Raw genomic sequence first — 23,214 nt, forward strand, 5'->3', positions numbered from 1 at the left:
TTACTCCCAATCAGGGGCCGGGTGGTATTTAGTGGCTCCGTCGAATTCGTCCCTGACACTCAGTCTACGACCGGAACCACGACGGTGACCGCTGTCTCGCCGTCACTCGTGGTGACTCGTACGTCGAACCCGACACCGAGGACGTGGGTCCGTCCCGTCCGCTCCTGAACGACGACACCACGGTCTGTACGACAGGCCCCGAAGTCACGGTCGGGACCGTCTGGACAGTTCCCGGTTCGCCAGCTAGCCGCCGCGGTGTCGTTGTACGTCACGTTCCGGACGGTGCCGCCGTCGATGCTGGCGGTGCCGAGTCGGTCGAGTTTCGGTCGCAGGGCTGTCCGGACGTCACTGACTGCAGCGCCGCGTCGAGCCCAGGGGTAGTCCTGTGGGATGTCTGCGCTGGCTGTCGGGACGGCCCGGTCGAGTACACGGAGTGTCTCGGCCGTCGGGTCATCGTACTCGGCCGTCGCACGCACGTCGTCGTGATAGCCAAGCTGGAGCGACGCGAGCACGAGCGGGGCGAGCGCCACAGCGACCAGCACGGCCGCCACGAGGACGAGTTGGCCACGCCCGGTCACGCGTACCACACCTCGATTCTGACGGGTCCAGCGCCGGTCGGCACGACGGCCGTCCCGGTCGTCGTCTCCTGTGGCCGCGCGATACCGACGGCACCGTGGGGTGTCTCGACCCGGAAGAGGACGTTCTGTGGGAGGATCCGCTCGACACGGCGTTCGAGTGCTCGCCGCTCGCGAGCGAAGGACGTGTCGCTCGCGACGACCTCCTGTAGACGGGTCGATCCGTTGTGACGTGGTTGCTCGTTCGAGAGCACCGTCGCCACGTCGGTCGCGTACGCCTCAAGCTGTGGGGACTGTCTGTCGGGCGCCGGCGGACCGAGCGCGAACCCGACCGTGACCCCCAGGATCAGGACTGCCCCGATGGCGACCTCCAGCAACGACAGGGGGAGCTGTCCCCTAGACATCGGCGCTCACCACCAGCGTTGCCTTCGTCGTCCTCGGTGCGGCGTAGCTGACCGTCACCGACCCAATCGGTGCGCGTCCGGCCCCCTCGAAGCGTAGTTCCGTCGTCTCGTAGGCGACCAGCGAGACGGTGAAGGTCCCGTCGAGCCCGCTCCGGTTGTGCAACACGACTCGGTTGTCGGCCCTGACCGTCCAGATTTCCGTCCCCGGCGGTGTCGAGACGGTGATGGTCGCTGTATCCGTCCGGCGAGGGAGTGTCACCGTCCCACCGCTCGTGAGATTCGGCGTGATGGTCCGTCGCTCGTGCTCCTCGACGAGTACGAGCCGCCGGATCGTCGCCCCACCGGACGGTGTCCCGGACGCAGCGAGGCGCGTCCCGTTCAGCCGTACCGCGACCGTCGCGTTGCGTGCGGGGGGTACCGCCTGCTGGAGGTCGGTTCGGTCGAAGTTCGCGACGCGACTCGCGTTCAGTACGTTCCCCCGGTCGGTCAGTGGCCCGTCCGGACTGACGAGCGTCTCCGCGGTAGTCGCGGCGAGGCGTCGTTCCTCCGGCGTCCGGTCGTGGCTGGCGAGCGTCCCATCGGCGACCGCCAGCGCCAGTCCGGTCACGGCCGTCAGGAGCACCAGCGCGATACCCAGCGCCGGCAGTGTCGTCTGCGCTCGGATACCCGTATCCACCGCTTCCCGATCCATCACGACCCCTCCAGCCGCACTGTCACGTTGTCGGTCCCGCCGGTGACGGTGACGACCGTCCGCTCACCGCTCTCCCAGGCCCCGTCGATGCGCTGGACGCGCTCGGGCAGGATCGGGCGGACGCGGCCACCGACCCGCGGGTCCGGATGATCCAGGACGAGCTCGGTCCCGTTCGTACGGATGGTGTAGGCTGCCCCGTCGATGGTCGCGGGGAGGTCGACGTGGATACGTGCCGACACGACACGCGCTCGGGGCGGCACCGCCTGTTCGACCCGCGCGGCCGCCTGTGTGAGGGTTCGCTCGCCCAGTTCCGCCCCGACAGCGGACTGGTACTCCGGCACGACACCGCCGTACAGCGTCGTCGTCAACAGTCCGATATAGAGGACGACGATGCCCAGTCCCAGGAGCTTCTCGACGACGGTCGTGAACCCCCGGCTATCCATGGGCGACCTCCGTGTGCATGTCGTGGACGACCAGATATACCGTCTCCTGGCCACCGACGCCGACCACGAGACTTGGAACGCCGTCGCCGTCGAGATCTCTGGTTCGGGTCGTCATATCGAGGCGCTCGAAGTGTCGTGTGAGCGCCCCCGGCGTCGCCGTCTCGATGGCGATGCGGTAATCGTCGCGGGGCAGTCGCTGGCGCTCGTGGGTGACGTTGGTCCGGAGCCGCACAGCCACGTCGGTGCCAGCGACTGTCTGCCCGCTCGCGTTGACCCGCGGCGCGCCGACGACGAGCGTCCCGTTACGTTGCGTGACAGTGACCGGTGGGTCCCGAACGAGCCACCCGCTCTCCGGGGGGCCACGGACGACTGCACCACCGACGAACGCGGTCCGCGCGGTCCCGGCCGTGTAGACCAATCCACCGATGGGGACGGTCTCGACGACACCGCTGGCGTTCAGCACACGGAGGTCCCGATCGACGGTCGTCAGTCGTCCCTCGGTAAATCTGATCCGTGTCGTGTAGTGTCCGGTCTGTTCGACGGGGCGGAGGCCGGTCTCGAAGGCGTCGGCGACCCTGGTCGCGTCGGCCGCTGCCGTCTGGCCGTCGACGACGCTCCCGACGGTCGCCGTGAGTCCGCCGAGCGCGACGACGGTCACACCCAGCAGGAGGACGACGCCGACGACGTGTGACTGGCCGCGGCTCACAGGAGTCCCACCCCAGCGTAGACGACGTAGCCCAGCACCACGAGCAGGCTGGAGTGAAGCAGTGCCTCGTAGACGCCGCGGCTCGCCGTTCCGGCGAACCAGCCACACGACACCATCGTCGTCTGCGTGACGAGGTAGAACCGCTGGCGCGCCCGGACCGGATCGATCGCCGCGGGGTGCAGGGCGATGCTCTGGCCGCCCGTGACGGCCGAGAGCTGTGCGAACCGTTCGAGGACGTAGACGTTGACCGCCACGGTGATGCCGACGACCAGGATCGCCGTCGTCCAGCCGACGGCGACGTAGACCAGGAGCGCCGACCGCAGCGCCTTGCGCTGGTGGTAGAGTTTTCCGATCTCGGTCTGGAGCGTCTCGAAGATCTCCTCGGCGTCGCTCCCGGCGTCCAGCGCACCGACGATGAGGCCGACGGTCTGTTCGGCCAGTGGCGTCCCGACGCGCTCGACGAACTGATCGAGTGCGGCCGCTCGCCGATCGGCCGCGGCGTCGTCGGGGCTCGCACCGAGTTCGAGCGTGAACGCCAGCGCCTCGACGTCACTTGACAGCGCACCGAGCTGGACGTCGCTCGCGACGCGTTTGACGGCGGCCGGGAACGGGCGCCCGAGCGCGACGTGGCCCGCGACCGCGTGGACGAAATCCTGTATCTCGCGGTCTTTTGCGTCGTCGAGGCGTGCCCGGCGCAGCGAGACGAGTCCGATGGGGATACCGACCGCGGCGTAGGTGAGCAGTGCCACGTTCAGGAGATCGTACCGCAGCAGCCAGAGACCGACGGCGACGAGACACCCGAACGGGAGACAGATGACGGCTGTGCTGGCCGGATTCGAGACAGCCGTCGAGAGTACCGACAGCAGGTCGTCGGGCCGACCGTACGACGGCATCGCGGTGCTGTGCGGTCGCAGCGTGACGACGACCGCCGCTGAGAGGGCACCCGCCGCGAGCACGAAGACGGAACTCCCAACGACGACCACCGTCTGTGCGGTCACCGGGCCGAGCGGTGTCGGGACGCTCCGTGACAGTCCCGGCGCGAGCACGCTCATCACGGTGACGATGAGGACGACCAGCGCCGGCAGGATGAGCAGGACGACGAACAGTTCCGCGAGCAGTTCGAGGTAGCCGGTCGCCCGCTCGTGTCGGCGGCTCTGCTGGTGAGAGAGCAGCCGACCCTCCATCTCCAGATACCCTTCAAGGGCTTCGGCGCTCTGGTTGGCGTGTTCACGGAACTTCAACAGGAACGGGGCGAGCAGATCACGTGATGGCGTGTCGCTGGCGACCCGTTCGAGCCCTTCGTCGAGGCTACCGGTCAGTTCGGCACGGTTGAGCGCTCGCCGGAACGCCACTGCCGTCTCGCCGTAGGCGTCCTGCTGGGCGACCGCTCGCAGTGCTGCACGCTGGTCGTGCGAGCCTGCAGCGAGTACTCTGAGATACCGGACCGCACCCGGTAACGTCGCGGCGATATCGGCCCGGCGTGCCGCAGCCACCCAGGCCAGGTAGCGACTCCCGAGGCGAAAAACGAGCCACCGGAGGACGATACCGACGAGGACGCTCGCAAGGAGCGCCACGACTAGACGCGGTAGCGTCGGGAGTTGGAGTCTGTCGAGCACCGGCAGACTCCGGCCGGCGACCGCCGCGAACGCGTCGAAGGCGTCGGCGGGAACCAGCAGTGCGATCGTCCCCGTGAGCGACGCGCCGATGAGACAGACCACCCACGACAGGGCGTACAGCCGAGCAACGTAGACGCCGAACCCGACGTCCGGGTTCGCGGCCCGGTAGCGCTCCCTGGTCCGGGCGTGGCGCGGATCGTCGGCGTGGTGGGCGAACAGGGCGTACAGTCCTCTGTCGAGGAGCCCGAGATACGGCCCCTCAGTCGTCATCGGCCCCACTCCCCATCGCGTCGGCCTGTCGCCGGAGTCGCTCGACAGTCGCGGCCTCGTTGGTCTGGAGATCGGCCAGGACGCCGAACAACTCCTCGAAGTCCCGACAGCCCTCGCGGACGAGATATTTGACGTATCGGTGTCGGCGGTGGAACCGGTCCTCGACCGACTCGACCGGTTCGTCCCGGAGCCGTCCGAGGCGCTCGAACACGTCGGTCTCGACCTGGCGCTCGTCGTCACCGAGTGCGGGATGGTCGTAGCCGAACGCGTAGGTTCCGTCGGGGCGCCGCCAGCAGAGGGTGTTGTAGTGGACGACCGTCCCGTCCTTGCGGATCGAGCCGGTCCGGTCGCCGTCCCATGGCTCGTCGACGAACTCGACGACCTCGCCGACGTAGCGGTCACCGTCGACGTGCCGCGGGAACACGACGAGGTCGATCTCTTCGAGGAGGTAGGTCGGAACGCCCTTCTCGATGATGCGGTTGACGAGCGTCTCGATGTCGTCGGCGTGAGTCGTCCCGATGACGCCGTGGCCCGTGTTGAGCGTCTCGGCAAAGGTTTCGAAGGAGGCCGGTGTGTTGATCTCGGCGATGACCTCGGTGTCGGGGTTCAGATAGTTACACTGGGTCATCAGATCTGCCATCGTCACCCGCCGATGGTCACGCTCGTGGTCTCGCGTGGTCAGCGACACCCCGGTTTCGTGTGGAATCCGAACCTCACGGGATCCCTCGTCGATGCTGATCGGCCGGTCACGGTACGGGATGAACGGCATGTGGGCGTTCATCAGCGTCGTCTTGCCGACGCCGGTAGCTCCCGAGTACAGGACGACGCCGTGGGATTCGTAGAACAGCCACAGCAGCGCTACCAGTTCGGTGGGGATAGAGTCGCGTTCGACCAGGTCCACCGGTGTCAGTGCGTCGGTTGATTGTTTCCGAATTGAGATGTGGGGGCCGCCCTCGCTGATGGTCGGCAGTGCCACCGCACAGCGGACGGTCTCGTCGGCGTCGTGGACGGTCCCGTTATCGGGGTCGACGTTGACCTTCGCGCTGGGATTCGAGGCGTTGAGCTCGGTGCCGTCGTCGGCCGCGAGCTGTGTCACGACGTTGATGAAGCTCTGTTCGGAGTCGAAGATGAGGTTCGTCGGGACGCGGCCGTCGTGCCCGAGGTCGGCTCTGGGCAGTACCTTCACGCGCTCGCCGACCCGGTTGGCCTCGATGTCCTCGAGCGTCGGGTCGCGGATCGGGATGGTCAACTGGCCGTAGCCGACCAGGTCCCGCAGGACGTAGTAGAGCAGGTCGTCCAGCCGGCCGTCGGCGAAGCGGCGGTCGACCGGCGGGACCGCCAGGTCGAACTCGGCCAGTGCGGCCCGGAGCCGATACCGGACGGCGTCCAGCCACTCGGTCGTGTTCCGGACGGTCAACTGCCGGGCCAGCAACGACCGCGCCCGGTCGCGGACGAAGGAGACGCGGTCCTCGACGAGACCGTCGACGCTGGTCTCCCAGACTCGTTCTTTGCACTCCTCGATGAGTTCCTCGTCGCCCGGCAGCAGCGACGGTTCCCTGACGGCGTACTTCGTCGTGAACGGGTCCGAACCGAGGAGATGCTCCCGGTAGACCACGACGGGAATCTCGAACTCGTGGAACTGGACCGTGTGGCGCTCGACGCGTTCGCTCGTGAACCGGTCGATGTACGGCGGGTCCGACCCCAGTGAGGTCTCCGCGGGTGCGTAGTCGGCTGTGTGGACCACGATACCGTCGGCGTCGACGTCCGCGACGTCGATCCGGTCGTCGAGCGCGTAGGGAGTCAGGTCACCCAGACACGCCAGCGAACAGAGGGCGTGGTACTCCACGCGGCGTCGGCCCGCTGGCGAGCAGTCCACGAGCCGGTCGATGACCCGCTGGTGTTTCGGGTCGAACCCTTCCTCCATCCGTTCGATGGCCCCTTGACGGGTCCGCGGACGCTGGCGCTTTGCCGTCTCGAAGTAGCTCTCGATGGTCGAGAGCGCCGTCGCTTCCTCGGCCCCGAGAGACGGTTCGCGGACCTCGTAGCGGAAGTCCTCGTCGGTCGACCGGATGGTCACGACGACGCTGGAATACACCTCGTCCTGTTCACAGACCGACTGTGCGTACCAGGCATCGGGGTCGTCCGGTGGCACTGGAGACGGTACTGTCGACTCGGAGACTCCGTCGCTCCCCCCTCGCGTGTGCATCTTGAGGGCGTTTGCACGACAATTTAATTTAAACCTTAGGGTGTGGAATCTTGGGGCCCGAAGCGGTCCACAGTCACTGTCCGATCGTCCGATCGATGGGGCCCGATTATATCCGATCCAGATTTATTTTTTGATAACAGTATCGGGCAGTAGGTGACGGCTGGGATAGCTGCTATGGGCTGGATGTTGTATATTGGGTCCAGATGCGCCTTAATGCCCGAATTAGTGGATTAGTAGTGCTGGGCAATCTTTATGTAACCACTCTCTGTAGTTATCACAGATGATATCAGAACGTGTATTTCGCCGGTGGATCGCGGGGTTGCTGGGGTGGCTCGTCGTCGGGACGACCTTTGCGGGTACCGTTGTGGCACAACCGGCAAACGAGAATCCAGGGCTGTTCTTCGCGACCAGTGAGATTGCACAGGTGATGCTCTCGATCGCCGCCGTTTCTTTCGTCGTCCTGGCAGCACGTGCCTACGGTGGTGAGATCGGCAAGGCGCTGTTCGTGGTCGGGGGCGGAGTGATTATCTTCGCCATCTGGCAACTGCTCGCGGGCGCCTCGGAGTTGCTCAGCCTCCAGCAACCACCGGCCAGTGCGGGGAGTGTCGTCAACCTCGTCGTGACGATACTGCTGCTCGCTGGCTTCTACATGCTCTACGAGACGACCAGTAGCCACTTCGCCTGAGTGAGATGAGCTACGAACACCTGGCCGGCCGGCTGATCGAGACCCAGCGATCACTCCTCGGGCAGCGAGCGGTCGACATCGCACAGAACGTCGACGGTCTCACGGTCACTGCTGGGGGCAACGTCACGGACGTGGCAGACGACGATCGCGACGTCATCGGGACGCTCGTCGATAGATACGTGTCGGTCCTGGGGCAGCCGGCACAGCAACGACTCCAGTCGGCAGCGACAGAGTTCGAGGCGGAAGTCGTGCTGCCGGCGAACCTCGGGGGACCGACCACCGACCCGACGTCGAACGAGCAGAGCGCCGACCGTTCGCGTACCGAACCGGCAGCGACCGGTGGAACGACTGGCCAGCAACTGGAGCGACCCGGACAGACCGACGAGACCGTCGTGGAGTACTCGACCCCGTCGAACACGATGCTGACGGGCGATATCGAATCGACTGCGGACCTCTCGTCCGTGTACGTCATCGCCGAGGACGAGAACGGCTGGGAGTGGCGCCTCACCGTCGAGGACGCCGTCCTCAACGCAGTCACCAGGGAGACGGAACTCTCGGTGGGCGACGTCGGCGAGCTACACGAGTACGTCGACGCGACAGTCATCGAGGCAGCGCTGGGGGCCGACGGTGCAGTCTCGTTCTCCTTCGAGATCGAGGGGTATCACGTCACCCTCCAGCCCGACGGGAACGTCAGGATCCGCTGACGGTACTGCTGTAGTTACGCCTTCGCGCCGGCGACGCCGCTCCCGATGGCGGCGCCGCACTCGGTACACGCGACCAGGTAGAACCGTTTCGAGGCGGCGAAGAAGCCGGTGGTCGCGTCCATCTCGACGAACTCGACGTCGTCCTGTGCTTCGAGGGTCGTATCGCATTCGGGGCAGTGAACCATTGTGGTGGTCTCAGAGCGGTTGGCGGGCAGTTCTCAGACGGCACCGCCGCCACCGGCTTTCGCGCCGGCGACGCCGCTGCCGATAGTCGCGCCACAGGCCGCACAGTTCGTGGTGTAGAACCGCTTCGATGCGGCCAGGAAGCCGGTCGTGGCGTCCATCTCGACGAACTCGATGTCCGCCGATTCGGCGAGGGTCGTCTCACAGTCAGGGCAGTGAACCATACACTCGGGCGTACCGAGCGACCGCAGAAATAGCTGTGGGCAGGGTCAGTAGTGTCGAAAGAGGAGTTGCCGGACGTCGTCTTTCGTCCGCACGCCCGTGGTGGTTCCATCGGGGAGGTCGACCTCGTAGGGCTCCTCGCTGGTCTCGCTCTTGCGCCACTTGTCGTCGTGCTCACGGAGCAGGCGGTTCGCCGCTGCCAGCACGCCGCCGGGACCCCCACCTGGGCCGTCGCCGGTTTCGTCCGCGTCGTCTTCGCCGTCGGTCGATCCGTCTCCCGTCGAGGCCGCCTCAGTGCTGGCGTCGTCGGCGTCGTCGTCCGTTGCGGTCGTTTGGTCGGCCGTGGTGGTCTCGCTCTTGCTCGTGCCAGCGTCGACGCTTCCGTTTCCCTCGTCCGTCTCGGTACTCACCGACGCTGTGGACTCGCCATCCGACTCTGATCCGATGATCCCGTTGCCCGATGTGGTCGTGCTGTCCTCGTCCTCGACGTCGACCCCGTCGAGGCGCCGAGCCAGTTCGTCAGGGCCGAGCGTCGCGAGGAGCTTCCCACGCATCTCGTCGGCGCCGATACCGCTGCCGGGGATATCCTCGACGGTCGAGGCGATCTGCTGGAGTTCGGGATACTCTGCCGACGCGATCCGGTCGTAGGGCCCGCTGGCGGCGCTGCCCTGCTCGGTCGGCGGGGTGTACGTGTCCAGCAGATAGTCCAGTGCGTCGTCCACCGTCGTGTGGCCGTACGTATCGACGAACGCGTCCTCGACGTCCTCTCGAACCGCTTCGAGCTGCTCCCGCTGGGATTCGGTGATGGATAGCTCCGGCATTGTTCGGGCCAACGGCGGCCCGTGGCATAATTCGTTCCCCCATAGAGGTGTGGTCGCGCCCCCTACTCCAGCGCGGACGCCGTACTGACGTGCATCCCGACGAACAGCCAGGCTCCGTCTGTTGCCGGAGCGTCGTCGTCACCGCGACGTTCGAGCGTGCCGCTCCAGCGTGTCTCGAACTCGCGTCGCTGGCCGGTCTCGCGGTCGGTCCAGGCCAATCGGACGTCGTCGCTGAACCAGGCGTATCGGTCGCGGTCGGTCACGCGTAGCGCCCGGCTCTGGACGGTCCAGTCGGTCGTCGACGCGGTCTGGTCTCGCAGACCCGCTGCCACCGCGTCCCCGCCGACCAGCCGCTCGGAGATGCCGAACTTCACGACCGCGTCGTCGTCGGCGAAGAACGGTGCCAGCGGCTCGCCGGCCCGGAGCGCGTCGTAGTACGCGTGAATCCTGTCGGTGGCGGCCATCTACCCGAACAGCCGTTCGAGCAGGCTTCGACTCCGGTGTTTCTCGGCCAGCAGCACCGAACACTCGACGTCGTCGACGACGTCCAGCACGAGCGAGCCCGAGACGAGCCGCCGGAGCAGCCCCTCCTCGGTGGCGCCGATGAGGATCAGCGTCGCGTCCTCGGCGGCGGTCTCGATGGCCGTCTCGACGTCGCCGGTCTCGACCTGGAGTGTCGCGTCTTCGAGGTCGTGTTCGGCTGCCCAGCGGTCGAGGAAGTCCCTGGCTTCGGCCTCGGTGTCGGTCGCGACGTTGAGCAGCGTCACCTCCGAGCCGTACTCGGCCTGGAGCATCTGTGCCACCTCGGCCGAGAGGTCCGAGTCGGGACCGCCCGCGGTCGGCAGGAGGATGCGCGAGGGGTCGAACCCGCGGTCGCGCAACACCAGGAAGTCACAGGGGACCGACTGGGTCAGTTCGTCGATGGCCGACTCCGCCCGGCCCGGCGAGCCATGGGCGTCCGGGCCCCACCCCATCACGACGAGACTGGCGTCGTGAGTCCGGGCGGCGTCGAAGATCTCCTCGAACGACCGGTGGGAGATGATGGTGTGGGTCTCGACGTCGACGCCGAACGTCTCGGCGTCCTGCCGGGCGTTTTCGAGCAGTCCGGCCGATGTCTCGTCGATCTCGTCGGCCCGCTCGGCGGCACCGGCCAGCGCGGTCTGGTCGGGGACGGTGACGATGTGGGTCGCGACCACCGTCCCGCCACGCTGTTTGGCGATGGCGCTCGCGAGCGTGATGAGGTCCTTCTCGTGTTCGGGGTTGGCCAGTGGGACCATCACGCGGTACTGGCCGCCGTCGGGCTGGACGCTGGCGGCAGCGTTGACCGCGGCGTCGGGCATCGTCTCCGAGCGCGAGAGGATGTGTTCCGAGAGGATGCCTTCTTTCTCCGTTCGCGTGCGCGCATAGACGACGTACCACAGGATCGCAGCCCCGGCGATACCGAACGTGAGCAACAGTGCCTGGCTCGGGACGAACGCCAGCAGCGCGAAGGAGAGGACAGCGCCGACGATCGGCAGGACGGGGAACAGCGGGACCGTAAAGTCGGGGCTGTACTCCTCGGGCGCGACGACTCGCATCACGATGAGCGCGAGGTTCAACAGCCCGTAGATGATCAGGTGCAGGCCCGAGGCCGCGCCCGACAGCAGTGCGATGTCGCCGGCGACGATGAAGAGCAGGATGAGCGCACCGGTGATCCCGATCGCACGGTACGGCGTCCCGAAGCGGTCGTGGATCTCGTTGAGCGCCGGCGTGACGATCCGGTCACGGCCCATCGCGAAGTTGATTCGCGAGGACGCCAGGATCGAGGCGTTGGCGCTGGAGGCCGTCGCGAGCAGGCCGCCGAACAGCAGTGCACCGCCCATCAGTGCGCCCTGGAGGTACTGCCCGATCTCGACGACGGCGATCGGGCGTGGCTCGTTCGGCGCGACGTCGACGAACAGGTCGGCGATGAACCCCTGCGGGACGGCAGCGCTCATCACGACGAGCACCAGCGCGTAGATCACCGTCACGAGGACGACGCTACCGATGACGGCTCGTGGGAGGTTCTTCCCCGGCTCCTTGATCTCCTCGGCGACGCTCGTGATCTGGACGAACCCGAGATACGAGACGAAGATGAGCCCGGTCGTCTCCAGCGTGGTGACGACGTCCCGTGCCGGCGGCAGGTTCCCGGGGTCGGCACGCAGGGTCCCAAGGAGTGTGAAGACGGCCAGGATGGCCACCAGGATGACGACGATGACGTTCTGAAGCCGCCCGGTCTCCTTGGCGCCGACGTAGTTGATCGCGACGAAGAACGCACCGCCGGCCAGCGCGATCAACTGGATGTAGGTCAGCGAGAGCGGGCCGGCACCGACCGAACCGCTGAGGCCGAAGATACGGGCGATGTAGCGTCCGAACCCGACCATGTAGAAGGCACTCGCGAACGCGAGCCCGAGCCAGTTGGCCCACCCCGCGATCGACCCGAACAGCGGGCCGAGCGCGTGGTTGACGTAGTAGTACGCACCGCCGGAGCGTGGCATCGCCGTCCCGAGTTCGCTCGCAGACAGCGCGGTGAACATGGCAATAACGCCCCCGAGGACGAACGCGACGGCGGCCATCGACCCCGCTTTCATGATGGCGTCGCCCGGCAGCACGAAGATACCTGCGCCGATCATCGTCCCGACGCCGATGGTCAGCGCCGCAAGCGGGCCGAGGTCCTTCGCGAGTTCCTCGTCACCCATCGTCCGCGTCCACCTCCGCTGTCTCCTCGTCGGGCAGCACGACGACCGGGTGGTCGTTCTCCGTGATCAGTCGGAGCGCCACGTCGCCGGTGATCAACTGGACCAGGCGACTCCCCCCACGCGGTGTCACGACGACGGCCGTCGCGTCGTGGTCGGCGGCGGCCTCGAAGATGGTCTCGACGACGTCGGTCCCGTAGTAGACCTCGCTCTCGACGTCACCGAGGACGGCGCGGGCCGCCTCGAACATCTCCTCGGCGGCGAGTTCGCGCTGTTCGACGCTTGCCTTGTCCGGTGCGCCACCCGCCTTCTCGACGACGTTGACGACGACGACCTCGCCGTAGTCCTGGCGAGCGAGTGCCTGTGCGGAGGTCTCGGCGTCTTCCTCGCTGTCGACCGGGAGCAACACCCGATCCAGCAGGTCAGCCATGGTACACCCTCCAGTCTGGAAGCCGTTGCTCGTGGCGATCCGGCGACCACACCGCGGCTGACCGATTCATATCCGTTCGGAGGTCTGGATGGTTATTAACCTTCACGTCTGTCCTGACCCGTGAGATGGAAATACACTTCACGTGGCCCGCGCAAGCCAGCAGACATGTACCACGCGGAGGGTCGCCCGTGTACGTGATCATCGTCGGCGCCGGCGAGGTCGGCTCTGCTATCGCCGAGAGTCTCGCGGACTCCCACGAGGTCGCCGTCGTCGACATCGACGGCGACCGGGTCGAGCGGCTGATGTACGACGTCGACGTCCTCGGTGTCGAGGGCGACGGCGCGGATCTGGATACGCTGGAGGACGCCGGCATCGACCGGGCGGACATGGTCATCGCCAGTACGGACAACGACGAGACCAACATCGTCACCTGCGGGACGGCAAAGACCGTCGCGGACGTGTTCACCATCTCGCGGGTCAAGAGCGCGCGGTTCCTGCGCACCTGGGAACACGCCGAGGGCGCCCTCGGAGTCGACTACATGGTCGCGACGAACCTGATGACCGCCGAGACGGCCAGCCGCGTCATCGGACTGCCGGCGGCAAACGACGTCGAGACGTTCGCCGACGGCGTCGTCCAGATGGCGCAGTTCGAGATCATCGAGTCCAGTCCGGTCACCGGCCAGACCGTCGAGGAGGCCGACCGCTACGAGTCACTGACGTTCGCCGCGGTCATCCGCGGGGACGACGTCGTCATCCCGAGCGGTGACACCGTCATCGAGACCGGCGACGACGTCATCGTCATCGGGAGCCGCGACAGCGTCCAGTCGTTCGCTCACGAGGTCTCGCCCGAGCAGGATCGGGCCCGGGACGTCCTCATCGTCGGCGGTAGCGACATCGGCTACCACACCGCCAGACTCCTCCAGGAGCGCGGGCTCAAACCCCGGCTCATCGAGCGCGACCACGACCGGGCCCGCGAACTGGCCGAGGAACTCAGCGGGACCACCGTCTTAGAGAGCGACGCGACCGACCGCGAGTTCCTCCAGCGCGAACACGTCGAGGACGTCGACGCCGTCGTGGCGGCCCTGGACAGCGACGAGAAGAACCTGCTCGCGGGCCTGCTGGCAAAGCGTCTCGGTGCGGACCGGGCGGTCGCCATCGTCGACGCCGGTGAGTACGTGGACCTGTTCAAAGCTGTCGGCATCGACGTGGCGATCAACCCCCGCGAGGTCACCGCCGAGGAGATCACGCGGTTCACCCGTGAACACCGCGCGGAGAACGTCGCGATCATCCAGTCCGACCGCGCGGAGGTTCTAGAGATCGAGGTCGGCGAGGGCAGCGTCCTGGTCGACCGGCCGATCCGCGACTCCGTTCAGGACCTCCCCGACGGCGTCGTCATCGGGGCGATCACCCGGAACGGCGACCTCGTCATCCCGCGCGGTGACACGATCATCGAACGTGACGACCACGTGGTCGTGTTCGTCGACGCTGCGTCGCTCGACGAGGCCAGCGCGCAGTTATGACCCCCCTCGGTGCGGTCACGACCCGCCGAGAGCTACGCGTGGACTGGCGGGCCTCGGTCTCGCTCGTCGGGAGCGTCGTCAAGTACCTCTCGGTCCCGCTCGTGCTCCCGCTGCTGGTCGCACTGTACTACGGCGACGGCATCACGACCTTCGGCGTCACCATCGTCGTGACGGTGCTGCTCGGGCTCGGGCTGGAACAGGTCGACCCGGAGCCGGATCTGGGCACCCGCGAGGCGTTCCTGATGGTGTCGCTGACCTGGATCGCCGTCGCCGCTGTCGGGACCCTCCCCTATCTCATCGCCGGCTACGGGACCGCCTCGACGCTGGCGAACCCGATCAACGCCCTGTTCGAGTCGATGTCGGGGTTCACGACGACCGGCGCGACCGTCATGGGGTCGATCGGGTTCGAGCGACACACCCACGCGCTGTTGCTGTGGCGCCAACTCACCCAGTGGCTCGGTGGGATGGGGATCGTGGTCCTCGCGGTCGCGATCCTGCCCGAACTGTCGGTCGGTGGCGCGCAGTTGATGGACGCCGAAGCACCGGGCCCGGGTATCGAGAAGCTCACGCCCCACATCGCCGAGACTGCGCGGGTCCTCTGGCTCGCGTACTTCGGGTTCACGGTGCTCGAGATCGCGCTCCTCTACGGTGCGCACCTGCTCGGGTTCGCGCCGAACATGGGCGTGTACAACGCCGTCGCCCACGGCCTGACGACGCTGCCGACCGGCGGGTTCTCTCCGGAGGCCCGCTCGATCGAGGCCTTCTCTGCGGTCGCGCAGTGGATCATCATTCCGTTCATGATCGTCGCCGGGACCAACTTCGCGCTGCTCTGGCGCGCGCTCCGGGAGGATCCACTGGCGCTCCCGGCGGACAGCGAGTTCCGGTTCTACACCGGCGTGATGGCCGCGTTCACGGCCGTGATCGCCGGGCTACTCTTTGCTGGCGTCGGGGCCGGCCTCGAATCGGTCCCGAGCGGTGTCCCGGCGATTCCGGGGGAGGTCGAGCGCGCGGTCCGCCACAGCGCGTTCCAGGTCGTCTCTATCGTGACGACGACCGGCTACGCGTCGATGGACTTCAACACCTGGAGCCAGACGACGAAGTACCTCCTGCTGTTCGCGATGTTCGTCGGCGGTTCCGCTGGCTCGACCGGCGGCGCGATCAAGGTCATCCGCTGGCTCGTCATCCTCAAATCACTCCGTCGGGAGCTGTTCACGACCGTCCACCCCGAAGCGGTCACGCCGGTGACGCTGGCCGGAGTTGTCGTCGACGAGCGAGCGATCCGCGGTATCTACGCGTTTACGTTGCTGTACATCGTCATCTTCTTCGTCAGCGTCGCGCTGCTGTTCGTCGACGCGGTCCGCATCGGTTACGCGGTGAGTGTCCTGGAGGTGATGTCGGCGGTGGCGGCGACACTCGGGAACGTCGGCCCCGGCTTCGGCGTCGTGGGGCCGATGAACAGCTACATCGACTTCGCGCCGACGAGCAAGCTCTACATGATCTTGCTGATGTGGGCGGGCCGACTGGAGATCATCCCGCTGTTCGTCCTGCTGACTCGGTCGTACTGGCGGTCCTAGCGGCGCCAGAACGTCGGCGTGAACACCGCCAGGACCGTGATGATCTCCAGCCGACCGGCCCACATCAGCAGGATCATCAGGATCTTCGTCGTGTCCGGGAGCAGCAGGTACGAGCCGAAGGGGCCCAGCCGGCCGAACGCGGGGCCGATGTTCCCGATGGCTGCCAGGCTCGCACCGACCGCCTCCAGCGCGGTCAGTTCGATACCGACCCGACCGGCGTCGAGCGCGATGAACACCGCACCCAGGCCAAAGAGCAGGAAGTACAGCAGCGTGAAGCCGACGACGCCGCGGATGGCCTCCTCGTCGACGACGTGCCTGCCCAGTCGGATCGGCTGGACCGCTTCGGGATGGCTCGCGTGGAACAGCTCGCGGCGGAGCGACTTGAGGACGATGAGCCAGCGGATGACCTTGATACCCCCTCCAGTCGAGCCCGCAGAGCCCCCGATAAACATCGTGAGTACGAGCACGAGCTGGCCGTGCGTGCTCCACTCCGCGAAGTTGCTCGTCGCGTAGCCGGTGGAGTTCATCAGCGAGCCGACCTGGAAGGCCGCCTGGCGGAGCGCGTTCCAGAAGACGCCCTGGGTGGTCCCGCCCGGCGAGACCGTCGGCGCCGAACCGAGGAACAGCATCCCCGTGAGGACGGCCGTCATGACGGCGATGGCGCCGGCGTAGGCCCGGAACTCCCGATCTCGGAGCGGGCGACCGAGGTCGCCGTCGAAGAGGTGCCAGAACAAAGCGAAGTTGGTGCCGGCGACGACCATGAACGGGATGATGACCCACTGGACGGCCACGGAGAAGGCGGCGATGCTGTCTGCCTTCGTGGAGAACCCGCCGGTCGGCAGCGTCGAGAAGGCGTGGGCGATCGAGTTGTACAGATCCATCTCCGGGGCGTAGCCAAGGACGTGGAGGCCGTACAGCAGGACCGCCAGCAGGACGGTGAAGGCGAAGTACGCCTGCCAGAGGATGCGAGCCGTCTCGGCGATCCGTGGCGTGAGCTTCTCCAAGGTCGGGCCCGGCGCTTCCTCGCTGACGAGCTGTGCCCCGTTGACCGACAGTTCGGGTAGGATCGCGACCATCAGGACGATGATCCCCATCCCACCGAGCCACTGGGTGAGCTGGCGCCACAGCATGATCGCGTGGGAGTGTCGATCCGTACTGATCTCGCCCATCACGGTCGCGCCGGTCGTCGAGATACCCGACATCGACTCGAACAGGGCGTTGACGGGGTCGCCCAGCGTCGAGGCGGTGCCGTAGCCCGCCAGGACGTACGGGACGGCGGCGACCGCGGCGACGACGAACCACGCGAGCGCGACGAACAGCAGCGCCTCGCGCGACTGGAGGTCGTCGTCGGTGTCGAGCTGTTCCAGCGCCAGCCCGCCGCCGACGGCGACGATGATGGTGACGCCGAAGACGGCGATGTCCTCGCCGTAGACGAGCGCGGTGATTAGCGGTATCACCATCGCGACTGCGAGGAACTTCACGACGGTCCCCGTCAGCGCGACGCTCGTGCGCCAGTTCACGACAGTCTTCATGCGATGCGACACTCCCCGGCCAGCGACGTAGCGGTCTCGAACATCGGTGCTGAGTCCGTCTTCACGTCCGCCCTCGTGCGGACGGTGCCGGTATCCGTCTCCCTGTGACACCGGCGGTGACAGGCCGACTGGCGACCGCGGGGCTATTAAAACCGTCAGAGTTGGCCGTCGATCTCGGCCCGGGCGGTCTGCTGGATCGCCACCCCGGCGACGTTGGTGCCGTACTCGGCCGTCCGGCGGATACTGTCGAGCAAGAGGCCGACGACGTAGGCCTCGCCGGGGTCGTCGTGGCCGTACAGCGACCGGTCAAGTTCCGAGAGGCGCTCGCCAGTCAGGCCCAGCGGACTGCCATCCGGAACGGCCGGAAACCCCTGTACGACGACGTCGCGGTGCTCGCTGACATCGACGCGCCGCTGGGCCTGGTCAGCAACAACCGGAACGAGACCGTCTCGTTCATCCCCGACCACTACGACCTCGGGGACTACTTCGAGACGGCGCTGGGCCGCGTTCCGACGCTCGACGGGATGGCCCGACGGAAACCCGCGCCCTACTACATCGAGACGGCCCTGGCGGAACTGGGCGTCGAGGACGCGCTGTACGTCGGCGACTCCGAGACGGACGTGCTCGCCGCCCAGCGAGCCGGGATCGACGCGGCGTATCTCCGCCGGGACCATGTCGCCGACCTCTTGAGAACTATAGGTGGGTATTGAGCGAAAGGAAAGGCTGATAGGTCCGTCCGGCACAGTCCCGACCATGCCACGCGAATCGTATCAGGAGCGACTCGAAACGCTCCGCGAGGACGTCCTCTACATGTCCGAAGTCGTCCTCGAACGCTTCCGTCTCGGACTGAACGCGCTCGAACAGAAAGACGAGGACCTCGCCTGGGAGGTCATCGAGGGTGACGACGAGGTCAACCAACTGTATCTCGACCTCGAACAGGACTGTATCGACCTGCTCGCGCTCCAGCAGCCAGTCGCGTCGGATCTGCGCTTTATCGCGGCCTCGTTCAAGATCATCACCGACCTCGAACGGGTCGGCGACCTGGCGACGAACCTCGGCGAGTACTCCCTGGAGGCCGAACGCGACGTCTTTCCCGAGGTCGACATCCAGGAGATCGGTGCGGCCGTCATCGAGATGATCGAGGACGCGATGACCGCCTACAGCGAGGAGGACCCGGAGCTGTGTTACACGATCGCCCAGACCGACGACGTCATCGACGAGCAGTGTGAGGACGCCTCCGAGGCGGTCGTCCGTGATCTCATCGAGCGCCAGATCGACGCCGCGTCCAGCGAGACCGACGTCGAGCAACTGATGGCCGACGTCTCGCGGCTGCTGTTGACGATCCGCGACATCGAACGCGTCGGCGACCACGCGGTCAACATCGCCGCGCGGACGCTGTACATGGTCGAGAACGACGACGACCTGATCTACTGACGGTCGGGGACGACCGCTCTTCTAGACGAGACTCGCGCCGTCGAACTCCGAGCGATCGAAGTCGTGGTCCATCAGCGAGAGGATGGTCGGCGCGATGTCGTAGAGGTCGGCGTCGTCGATGCGTGCGTCGTCGTCCTCGACGAACAGCGTCGCGTTGTCGAAGCTGTGCATGCCGTTGCGCGGGCCGACGCCGAAGACGTCCTCGGAGCCCTTGAAGCCGGCCTTGAGGTCGAAGCCGTGGTTCGGGACGACGACCAGGTCCGGCGCGATGTCGTCGTGGTCGCCGCGGAACGCGTCCTCCTTGGTGACGACGCGGTCGGCGACGGGGTTCCCGTCGGGGCCTTCGAGCGCTTCGAGTTCGTTCTTGAGTTCCGAGCGGACCTGCTCGTACTCGTCCTGGGGGACGCTCCCGCTGGGTTCGCGGCCCTCCAGATTGATGTAGAAGCGGCCGGGGATGAGCGAGTACGCCTTCGTGTCGTCGCTGATGTCGCCCAGTTCGGAGTGGTCGTCGTCCTCGAAGTCGAGCCACCCCTCCTGGCGGAGCCACTCGTTGCAGTGGACCTCGTAGTCCAGCGCCGTGAAACCGTGGTCGGAGGCGACCACCATCGTCACGTCGTCGGGAAGCATCTCGCGGAGCTGTCCCAGGTAGTCGTCGACCGTGCTGTAGAACTCCAGGAACGCCTCGCGGTTGTCCGTCTCCTCGACGTAGTCCTTGAACAGGAAGTGGTTGACCCTGTCGGTGGTCATGAAGACGCCGAAAAAGAGGTCCCAGTCGTCCTGCTGGACGTAGTGTTTGAACGTCTCGAAGCGCTTCTCGACGGTCTCGTGGGCGTCCTCCATGAACTCGGTCTTGTCGTCGTCGTGGCCGAGTTTCGCGTTGACGTCGATGCGGTAGTCGGTCTCCTGCAGGCGGTCACGCAGTTCGTCGGGGTAGGCTGCCTTGTCGACGCCGGGCGAGAGGAAGCCCGAAACCATCCGCTGGACGTTGCGCTGGGGCGGGAACGTCACCGGGACGTTCAGCACTGTCGCGTCACGGCCGTCCTGGGTGATCCGGTCCCAGAGGCGGTCGGCCTGGACGTCCCGGCCCATGGGAACGTAGGTGTCGTAGGAACCGACTTCGCGGTCCTGGAAGCCGTAGACACCGGTCTGACCCGGATTGACGCCGGTCGTCAGCGAGGGCCAGCAGGCGCTGGACTCCGGCGGGACGATGCTGTCGATGGGACCGGCACTCCCGTCGGCCGCCAGTTCGGTCAGGTTCGGGAAGACGTCGGGGTGCTGGTCGATGAGGCTGTACGGTACGCCGTCGATACCGAAAAACGCGACTCGGGGGGCATCGTCGCCCTTTAGACGGTCGAATAGTCCCATGCCGGTTTCTACTGGTGAGGGGGACAAGAAGCTTCTTTTCGCAATGCTGTCGGGAGAAGCGGCAATCGAGGAACGGGCGACGCTGTCACTCGGAGCGGGCCGCGTTCTCGGGGACGACTGTCAGGTGGTCGATTCCCGGTGGCTCACTGTCTCCGCGCTCCGGAACGACCGTCGGGTGGTCGAGTACGGCGTCTGTCTGGTCGGTCGCCATCACATCCAGTACTACCGACTGTACCGTGAAAAGATTACCCATGCTCATAAATCATCGGCAACACCCGCCGATATTATCGTCGAACATGGGGCCGGACGGATCCCGCGTGAGTCAGAAGTGCTCGTCGTAGAGGTCCTGGGCGTGCTCGATGGCGTCCATCGCAGCCTGCTTGTCCTCCCAGCCCAGCGTCTCGACTTCCTTGCCCTCCTCGAGGTTCTTGTAGGTCGAAAAGAACTCGTCGATCTCGTCCAGCGTCTGCTGGGGGATGTCCGAGAGGTCCTCGATGTGGTCGTAGCGGGGGTCCTCGGTGGGGACGGCGATGACCTTGTCGTCCTGTTCGCCGTCGTCGTCCATCTTCATCAGTGCGACCGGGCGCGCCTCGATGACACAGCCGGGGAACGTCTGGTCTTCGACCAGCACGAGGACGTCGAAGGGGTCCTCGTCGTCGTAGTAGGACTGCGGGATGAAGCCGTAGTCGGAGGGGTAGTGGACGTTGCTGTGGAGCACACGGTCCAGCACGACACCCGGGATGTCCTTGTCGTACTCGTACTTGTTGCGCTCACCTTTGAGACATTCGACGACGGCGTAGATCTCTTCGGGTGGGTTCGGTCCGGTTTCGAGGTCTTCCCAGAGGTTCGTCATCACCCGCGAGTGCGCCGCGCCGTCAAAAATCACTTTCGTCATCGTCGCGGCGGATGACACAAGATATTTCTTCAGCCATCCCAGAGTATTAGCGAGACGACATCCACGTCCCCGCTGTCTCGTTCGGTACTCAGTAACAACACCTGTTATTAGCCGTTCTTCCGACAGGGGCGGTCTCACCGACAGAATCGCGCTGTCCGGCAAAAAATCGTTATAGGATCCTTGAGTTAACAAGTGTTAAATAGTTTGACGACATGTCTATACCCATGTCAGAGGCACAAACAGTTAGCAGCACGCCGGGCATCGCGAAAGAACTCACCGCGTTCCAACAGAACATCCTCGTCATCCTCGCCGAGGAGCCACGTTACGGGCTCGCCATCAAGCGCGAACTCGAATCCTACTACGACGACGAGGTCAACCACGGTCGGCTCTACCCCAACCTCGACGACCTCGTCGAGATGGGGCTGGTCGAGAAGAGCGAACTCGACAAGCGGACCAACCAGTACTCGCTGACCGAGGACGGCAAGGAGGCCGTTCTCGACCAGCTCGGCTGGGTGTTCTCGAAGTTCGTCACCGACGAGAGCCGCGCGGACGAACTGCGCGACCTCGTGTCGGCCCAGCAGTAAGACTACGGTTCCGGCACTCGGGTACCGGATTTTTCGACGGTCAACTCGATCGATTCGTCCAGCAGCGCCTGCTGTTCCTCGGACGGCCAGGCATTGCGCGGGAAGTACTCGGCCTTGAACTCCGTGAGCTCCGCGGCCGTCGCGTCCGCGATCCGCTTGGCGTAGTGGTTGCTCATGAACTCGGCTAGCGCGCTGGCTGTCGCCCCGTGGACGTCGCCGTGGTCGTCTGTGACTGCCTCGGCGACCGCCTCGTTGGCCTCGGCGACATCCGACCACTCGTCCGGGTCGCCCGGCCCAGAGAGCTGTCGCTCGACGCCGCGGTCGACATCGTCGACGCGCTCCGGCCGGATGACGCCGCCCTCGACCCATTCGGCGGGGTGACAGACGAGCACCTCGCCCGTGTCGTCCTCGCGGACGCGGGCCGTGTAGTCGTGGTCCGTGAGCAGGCGCTCGCGGTCCGCCCGGTAGGCCGCCGCTTCGTCCTGGTCGACGGCCTCGCGTGCGAGTCTGGTGAGGCGTTCGGCCTCCTCGATTACGTCGTCTGGAAGATCAGTCATCGTCGAGTGCGTCGTTGGCTAGCTTGTCGGCCCGCTCGTTTATCTCTCGCGGAACGTGTTCGATCGACCAGTCGTCGAACCGCTGGAGTAGTTCGAGCACCGTCACGCGGCGCTCGCGGAGGTCGGGGTCGTTCGTGTTCCACTCCCCGCGGATCTGCTTGACGAGCAGATCGGCGTCGACGCGGATGCGGACCTCCTCGAAGCCGTAGTCGGCGGCCACCTCCAGCGCGCGGATCAGCGCGGCGTACTCGGCCTGGTTGTTGGTCGCCCGCCCGATGGTCTCGCCCCCCTCGGTGACGATACCGCTGTCGTCGACGAGCACGTAGCCGATGGCGGCCGGGCCGGGGTTGCCACGCGCTGCGCCGTCGGAGTACAGATGGACCCGACCACCGCCGCCCTGCAGGATCCCTTCCAGGCGGGCTGTATCGCTTCCCTGGACGACGACCTTGTCCTCGTAGGCGACGGCCGTCGCCCCCTCGTACTCGGCGCGCCACCGCTCGTGGTCGGTGTTGCCCGACTCGACGGGGACACCCGCGGCTTCCAGTCGCTCGCGTGCGGCTGCTTCGTCGCATTCGATGACCGGCATCGTCTGTGACTGGCCGACCTGCCGGTATAGCGGTTGTGGTCACCGTGGCGGACCGGGGAGTGTGGTCCAGAAACGCAGCGGACTCAGTTACCCGAACGACTCGCGATCCGCTCTGCACCGGTCCGACGGCCTTCCTCGCCACCGACGTAGCGCTCGGCCAGGGCTGCGGCGCCCGCGACGCCCAGCACGAGGCTCAGGACGAGCTGGATGGTCAAGAAGGGGTCGAAGTTCGCGAGCACGAACGGCGACGCTGCGAGGACGAGCCCACAGAAGATAGCCGCACCTGCGGCCAGCGGACTCGCCTGTTTCCCCGAGGAGATCCGGTAGGCCGAGTGCCCGATAGCGATGGCACCGATCTCTCCCAGGAGCAGATTGATCAGCGACTGTTCGTGTGGCGGTCTGTACATCGCTATCAGCGCGATGATACCGAGGCTGAGCAGCGTCGCGATTACCGTCCCCCACTTGAGTGCGGTGGTTCGTGCTTCGGACATGATTTA

27 protein-coding genes are annotated in these 23,214 nt (G+C 66.3%); 7 read left to right on the forward strand and 20 right to left on the reverse strand.

Annotated features, from left to right (window positions below):
- Positions 1-59: 59 nt before the first annotated feature.
- Genes Hhyl2_RS16355 through Hhyl2_RS16385 form a run of 7 tightly spaced genes read right to left on the reverse strand, consistent with a single transcriptional unit; the run spans position 60 to position 6,911 of the window.
- Entirely contained in the window at positions 60-578 is a 519-nt protein-coding gene (locus Hhyl2_RS16355; RefSeq protein WP_483551822.1) for a DUF7261 family protein, read from the reverse strand.
- Positions 575-979, reverse strand: coding sequence for a DUF7262 family protein (locus tag Hhyl2_RS16360; protein ID WP_483551823.1), 405 nt, complete (start codon positions 977-979; stop codon positions 575-577). Before Hhyl2_RS16360 ends, Hhyl2_RS16355 begins: the two co-directional genes overlap by 4 nt.
- A complete protein-coding gene (locus tag Hhyl2_RS16365) occupies positions 972-1,670 on the reverse strand; it encodes a DUF7263 family protein (RefSeq protein ID WP_483551824.1) in 699 nt (232 codons plus the stop codon). The genes Hhyl2_RS16360 and Hhyl2_RS16365 overlap by 8 nt, the downstream gene beginning before the upstream one ends.
- Positions 1,670-2,113: a DUF7266 family protein gene (locus Hhyl2_RS16370; RefSeq protein WP_483551825.1), complete on the reverse strand. Its 444-nt coding sequence runs from the start codon at positions 2,111-2,113 to the stop codon at positions 1,670-1,672. Before Hhyl2_RS16370 ends, Hhyl2_RS16365 begins: the two co-directional genes overlap by 1 nt.
- Positions 2,106-2,819 (reverse strand): DUF7289 family protein, encoded by a 714-nt coding sequence (locus Hhyl2_RS16375; protein WP_483551826.1) that lies wholly within the window; start codon positions 2,817-2,819, stop codon positions 2,106-2,108. Before Hhyl2_RS16375 ends, Hhyl2_RS16370 begins: the two co-directional genes overlap by 8 nt.
- Entirely contained in the window at positions 2,816-4,705 is a 1,890-nt protein-coding gene (locus Hhyl2_RS16380; protein WP_483551827.1) for a type II secretion system F family protein, read from the reverse strand. Before Hhyl2_RS16380 ends, Hhyl2_RS16375 begins: the two co-directional genes overlap by 4 nt.
- Positions 4,695-6,911 (reverse strand): type II/IV secretion system ATPase subunit, encoded by a 2,217-nt coding sequence (locus Hhyl2_RS16385; protein WP_483551828.1) that lies wholly within the window; start codon positions 6,909-6,911, stop codon positions 4,695-4,697. The genes Hhyl2_RS16380 and Hhyl2_RS16385 overlap by 11 nt, the downstream gene beginning before the upstream one ends.
- A 280-nt stretch (positions 6,912-7,191) precedes the next feature.
- On the opposite strand from Hhyl2_RS16385, the gene Hhyl2_RS16390 reads away from it, so the two are divergent.
- Together Hhyl2_RS16390 and Hhyl2_RS16395 are read left to right on the forward strand one after the other, a co-directional pair.
- Positions 7,192-7,596, forward strand: a complete 405-nt coding sequence (locus tag Hhyl2_RS16390) for a hypothetical protein (RefSeq protein ID WP_483551829.1) — start codon at positions 7,192-7,194, stop codon at positions 7,594-7,596.
- A gap of 5 nt (positions 7,597-7,601) precedes the next feature.
- On the forward strand, positions 7,602-8,300 hold the full coding sequence (locus Hhyl2_RS16395) for a HalOD1 output domain-containing protein (protein ID WP_483551830.1): 699 nt from the start codon (positions 7,602-7,604) through the stop codon (positions 8,298-8,300).
- A gap of 14 nt (positions 8,301-8,314) precedes the next feature.
- Here the strand turns inward: Hhyl2_RS16395 and Hhyl2_RS16400 are convergent, their stop codons facing one another.
- From Hhyl2_RS16400 to Hhyl2_RS16425, 6 genes are all read right to left on the reverse strand, one after another.
- Positions 8,315-8,485: a hypothetical protein gene (locus Hhyl2_RS16400; protein ID WP_483551831.1), complete on the reverse strand. Its 171-nt coding sequence runs from the start codon at positions 8,483-8,485 to the stop codon at positions 8,315-8,317.
- 33 nt (positions 8,486-8,518) lie between these two features.
- The gene (locus tag Hhyl2_RS16405; RefSeq protein ID WP_483551832.1) at positions 8,519-8,707 is read right to left on the reverse strand and encodes a hypothetical protein; all 189 of its coding nucleotides are present in this window, start codon (positions 8,705-8,707) and stop codon (positions 8,519-8,521) included.
- A gap of 45 nt (positions 8,708-8,752) precedes the next feature.
- Positions 8,753-9,526, reverse strand: coding sequence for a hypothetical protein (locus Hhyl2_RS16410; RefSeq protein ID WP_483551833.1), 774 nt, complete (start codon positions 9,524-9,526; stop codon positions 8,753-8,755).
- 62 nt (positions 9,527-9,588) lie between these two features.
- Positions 9,589-9,990: a nuclear transport factor 2 family protein gene (locus Hhyl2_RS16415; protein WP_483551834.1), complete on the reverse strand. Its 402-nt coding sequence runs from the start codon at positions 9,988-9,990 to the stop codon at positions 9,589-9,591.
- The gene (locus tag Hhyl2_RS16420; RefSeq protein WP_483551835.1) at positions 9,991-12,243 is read right to left on the reverse strand and encodes an amino acid permease; all 2,253 of its coding nucleotides are present in this window, start codon (positions 12,241-12,243) and stop codon (positions 9,991-9,993) included.
- Entirely contained in the window at positions 12,236-12,670 is a 435-nt protein-coding gene (locus tag Hhyl2_RS16425; protein WP_483551836.1) for a universal stress protein, read from the reverse strand. Before Hhyl2_RS16425 ends, Hhyl2_RS16420 begins: the two co-directional genes overlap by 8 nt.
- Before the next feature lie 188 nt (positions 12,671-12,858).
- Here Hhyl2_RS16425 and trkA point away from each other — a divergent pair, with 188 nt between their 5' ends.
- Together trkA and Hhyl2_RS16435 are read left to right on the forward strand one after the other, a co-directional pair.
- Entirely contained in the window at positions 12,859-14,190 is a 1,332-nt protein-coding gene (gene trkA / locus Hhyl2_RS16430; protein WP_483551837.1) for a Trk system potassium transporter TrkA, read from the forward strand.
- Entirely contained in the window at positions 14,187-15,764 is a 1,578-nt protein-coding gene (locus tag Hhyl2_RS16435; RefSeq protein ID WP_483551838.1) for a TrkH family potassium uptake protein, read from the forward strand. Before trkA ends, Hhyl2_RS16435 begins: the two co-directional genes overlap by 4 nt.
- On the opposite strand, the gene Hhyl2_RS16440 is transcribed toward Hhyl2_RS16435, so the two are convergent.
- Positions 15,761-17,296 (reverse strand): TrkH family potassium uptake protein, encoded by a 1,536-nt coding sequence (locus tag Hhyl2_RS16440; RefSeq protein WP_483551839.1) that lies wholly within the window; start codon positions 17,294-17,296, stop codon positions 15,761-15,763. The two genes, Hhyl2_RS16435 and Hhyl2_RS16440, sit on opposite strands and share 4 nt — an antisense overlap.
- A 287-nt stretch (positions 17,297-17,583) precedes the next feature.
- Here Hhyl2_RS16440 and Hhyl2_RS16445 point away from each other — a divergent pair, with 287 nt between their 5' ends.
- On the forward strand, positions 17,584-18,006 hold the full coding sequence (locus Hhyl2_RS16445) for an HAD family hydrolase (RefSeq protein WP_483551840.1): 423 nt from the start codon (positions 17,584-17,586) through the stop codon (positions 18,004-18,006).
- Between the two features lie 43 nt (positions 18,007-18,049).
- A complete protein-coding gene (phoU, locus tag Hhyl2_RS16450) occupies positions 18,050-18,730 on the forward strand; it encodes a phosphate signaling complex protein PhoU (protein WP_483551841.1) in 681 nt (226 codons plus the stop codon).
- 21 nt (positions 18,731-18,751) lie between these two features.
- On the opposite strand, the gene Hhyl2_RS16455 is transcribed toward phoU, so the two are convergent.
- The 3 genes from Hhyl2_RS16455 to Hhyl2_RS16465 all read right to left on the reverse strand — a co-directional run bounded on the left by Hhyl2_RS16455 (position 18,752) and on the right by Hhyl2_RS16465 (position 20,948).
- Positions 18,752-20,095: an alkaline phosphatase family protein gene (locus Hhyl2_RS16455; protein WP_483551842.1), complete on the reverse strand. Its 1,344-nt coding sequence runs from the start codon at positions 20,093-20,095 to the stop codon at positions 18,752-18,754.
- A gap of 85 nt (positions 20,096-20,180) precedes the next feature.
- Positions 20,181-20,306, reverse strand: coding sequence for a hypothetical protein (locus Hhyl2_RS16460; protein ID WP_483551843.1), 126 nt, complete (start codon positions 20,304-20,306; stop codon positions 20,181-20,183).
- Between the two features lie 111 nt (positions 20,307-20,417).
- Positions 20,418-20,948: an inorganic diphosphatase gene (locus Hhyl2_RS16465; RefSeq protein ID WP_483551844.1), complete on the reverse strand. Its 531-nt coding sequence runs from the start codon at positions 20,946-20,948 to the stop codon at positions 20,418-20,420.
- 266 nt (positions 20,949-21,214) lie between these two features.
- Here Hhyl2_RS16465 and Hhyl2_RS16470 point away from each other — a divergent pair, with 266 nt between their 5' ends.
- Positions 21,215-21,574, forward strand: coding sequence for a PadR family transcriptional regulator (locus tag Hhyl2_RS16470; RefSeq protein WP_483551845.1), 360 nt, complete (start codon positions 21,215-21,217; stop codon positions 21,572-21,574).
- A gap of 2 nt (positions 21,575-21,576) precedes the next feature.
- On the opposite strand, the gene Hhyl2_RS16475 is transcribed toward Hhyl2_RS16470, so the two are convergent.
- The 3 genes from Hhyl2_RS16475 to Hhyl2_RS16485 all read right to left on the reverse strand — a co-directional run bounded on the left by Hhyl2_RS16475 (position 21,577) and on the right by Hhyl2_RS16485 (position 23,208).
- On the reverse strand, positions 21,577-22,131 hold the full coding sequence (locus tag Hhyl2_RS16475; protein ID WP_483551846.1) for a DUF7108 family protein: 555 nt from the start codon (positions 22,129-22,131) through the stop codon (positions 21,577-21,579).
- A complete protein-coding gene (rnhA, locus tag Hhyl2_RS16480) occupies positions 22,124-22,717 on the reverse strand; it encodes a ribonuclease HI (RefSeq protein WP_483551847.1) in 594 nt (197 codons plus the stop codon). The genes Hhyl2_RS16475 and rnhA overlap by 8 nt, the downstream gene beginning before the upstream one ends.
- Positions 22,718-22,800: 83 nt before the next feature.
- The gene (locus Hhyl2_RS16485) at positions 22,801-23,208 is read right to left on the reverse strand and encodes a hypothetical protein (protein WP_483551848.1); all 408 of its coding nucleotides are present in this window, start codon (positions 23,206-23,208) and stop codon (positions 22,801-22,803) included.
- Positions 23,209-23,214: the final 6 nt, after the last annotated feature.

The organism is Haloarcula sp. H-hyl2, from assembly GCF_056934385.1.

Bases quoted from the DNA above. Each gene is read 5' to 3' on its own strand.
- Hhyl2_RS16390 (WP_483551829.1), top strand. From the start codon at position 7,192: ATGATATCAGAACGTGTATTTCGCCGGTGGATCGCGGGGTTGCTGGGG.
- Hhyl2_RS16455 (WP_483551842.1), bottom strand. From the start codon at position 20,095: ATGGGACTATTCGACCGTCTAAAGGGCGACGATGCCCCCCGAGTCGCG.
- Hhyl2_RS16360 (WP_483551823.1), bottom strand. From the start codon at position 979: ATGTCTAGGGGACAGCTCCCCCTGTCGTTGCTGGAGGTCGCCATCGGG.
- phoU (WP_483551841.1), top strand. From the start codon at position 18,050: ATGCCACGCGAATCGTATCAGGAGCGACTCGAAACGCTCCGCGAGGAC.
- Hhyl2_RS16420 (WP_483551835.1), bottom strand. From the start codon at position 12,243: ATGGGTGACGAGGAACTCGCGAAGGACCTCGGCCCGCTTGCGGCGCTG.
- Hhyl2_RS16365 (WP_483551824.1), bottom strand. From the start codon at position 1,670: ATGGATCGGGAAGCGGTGGATACGGGTATCCGAGCGCAGACGACACTG.
- Hhyl2_RS16410 (WP_483551833.1), bottom strand. From the start codon at position 9,526: ATGCCGGAGCTATCCATCACCGAATCCCAGCGGGAGCAGCTCGAAGCG.
- Hhyl2_RS16415 (WP_483551834.1), bottom strand. From the start codon at position 9,990: ATGGCCGCCACCGACAGGATTCACGCGTACTACGACGCGCTCCGGGCC.
- Hhyl2_RS16405 (WP_483551832.1), bottom strand. From the start codon at position 8,707: ATGGTTCACTGCCCTGACTGTGAGACGACCCTCGCCGAATCGGCGGAC.
- Hhyl2_RS16460 (WP_483551843.1), bottom strand. From the start codon at position 20,306: ATGGCGACCGACCAGACAGACGCCGTACTCGACCACCCGACGGTCGTT.
- Hhyl2_RS16370 (WP_483551825.1), bottom strand. From the start codon at position 2,113: ATGGATAGCCGGGGGTTCACGACCGTCGTCGAGAAGCTCCTGGGACTG.
- Hhyl2_RS16425 (WP_483551836.1), bottom strand. From the start codon at position 12,670: ATGGCTGACCTGCTGGATCGGGTGTTGCTCCCGGTCGACAGCGAGGAA.
- Hhyl2_RS16485 (WP_483551848.1), bottom strand. From the start codon at position 23,208: ATGTCCGAAGCACGAACCACCGCACTCAAGTGGGGGACGGTAATCGCG.
- rnhA (WP_483551847.1), bottom strand. From the start codon at position 22,717: ATGCCGGTCATCGAATGCGACGAAGCAGCCGCACGCGAGCGACTGGAA.
- Hhyl2_RS16395 (WP_483551830.1), top strand. From the start codon at position 7,602: ATGAGCTACGAACACCTGGCCGGCCGGCTGATCGAGACCCAGCGATCA.
- Hhyl2_RS16435 (WP_483551838.1), top strand. From the start codon at position 14,187: ATGACCCCCCTCGGTGCGGTCACGACCCGCCGAGAGCTACGCGTGGAC.
- Hhyl2_RS16470 (WP_483551845.1), top strand. From the start codon at position 21,215: ATGTCAGAGGCACAAACAGTTAGCAGCACGCCGGGCATCGCGAAAGAA.
- Hhyl2_RS16475 (WP_483551846.1), bottom strand. From the start codon at position 22,131: ATGACTGATCTTCCAGACGACGTAATCGAGGAGGCCGAACGCCTCACC.
- Hhyl2_RS16465 (WP_483551844.1), bottom strand. From the start codon at position 20,948: ATGACGAACCTCTGGGAAGACCTCGAAACCGGACCGAACCCACCCGAA.
- Hhyl2_RS16380 (WP_483551827.1), bottom strand. From the start codon at position 4,705: ATGACGACTGAGGGGCCGTATCTCGGGCTCCTCGACAGAGGACTGTAC.
- Hhyl2_RS16440 (WP_483551839.1), bottom strand. From the start codon at position 17,296: ATGAAGACTGTCGTGAACTGGCGCACGAGCGTCGCGCTGACGGGGACC.
- Hhyl2_RS16400 (WP_483551831.1), bottom strand. From the start codon at position 8,485: ATGGTTCACTGCCCCGAATGCGATACGACCCTCGAAGCACAGGACGAC.
- Hhyl2_RS16385 (WP_483551828.1), bottom strand. From the start codon at position 6,911: ATGCACACGCGAGGGGGGAGCGACGGAGTCTCCGAGTCGACAGTACCG.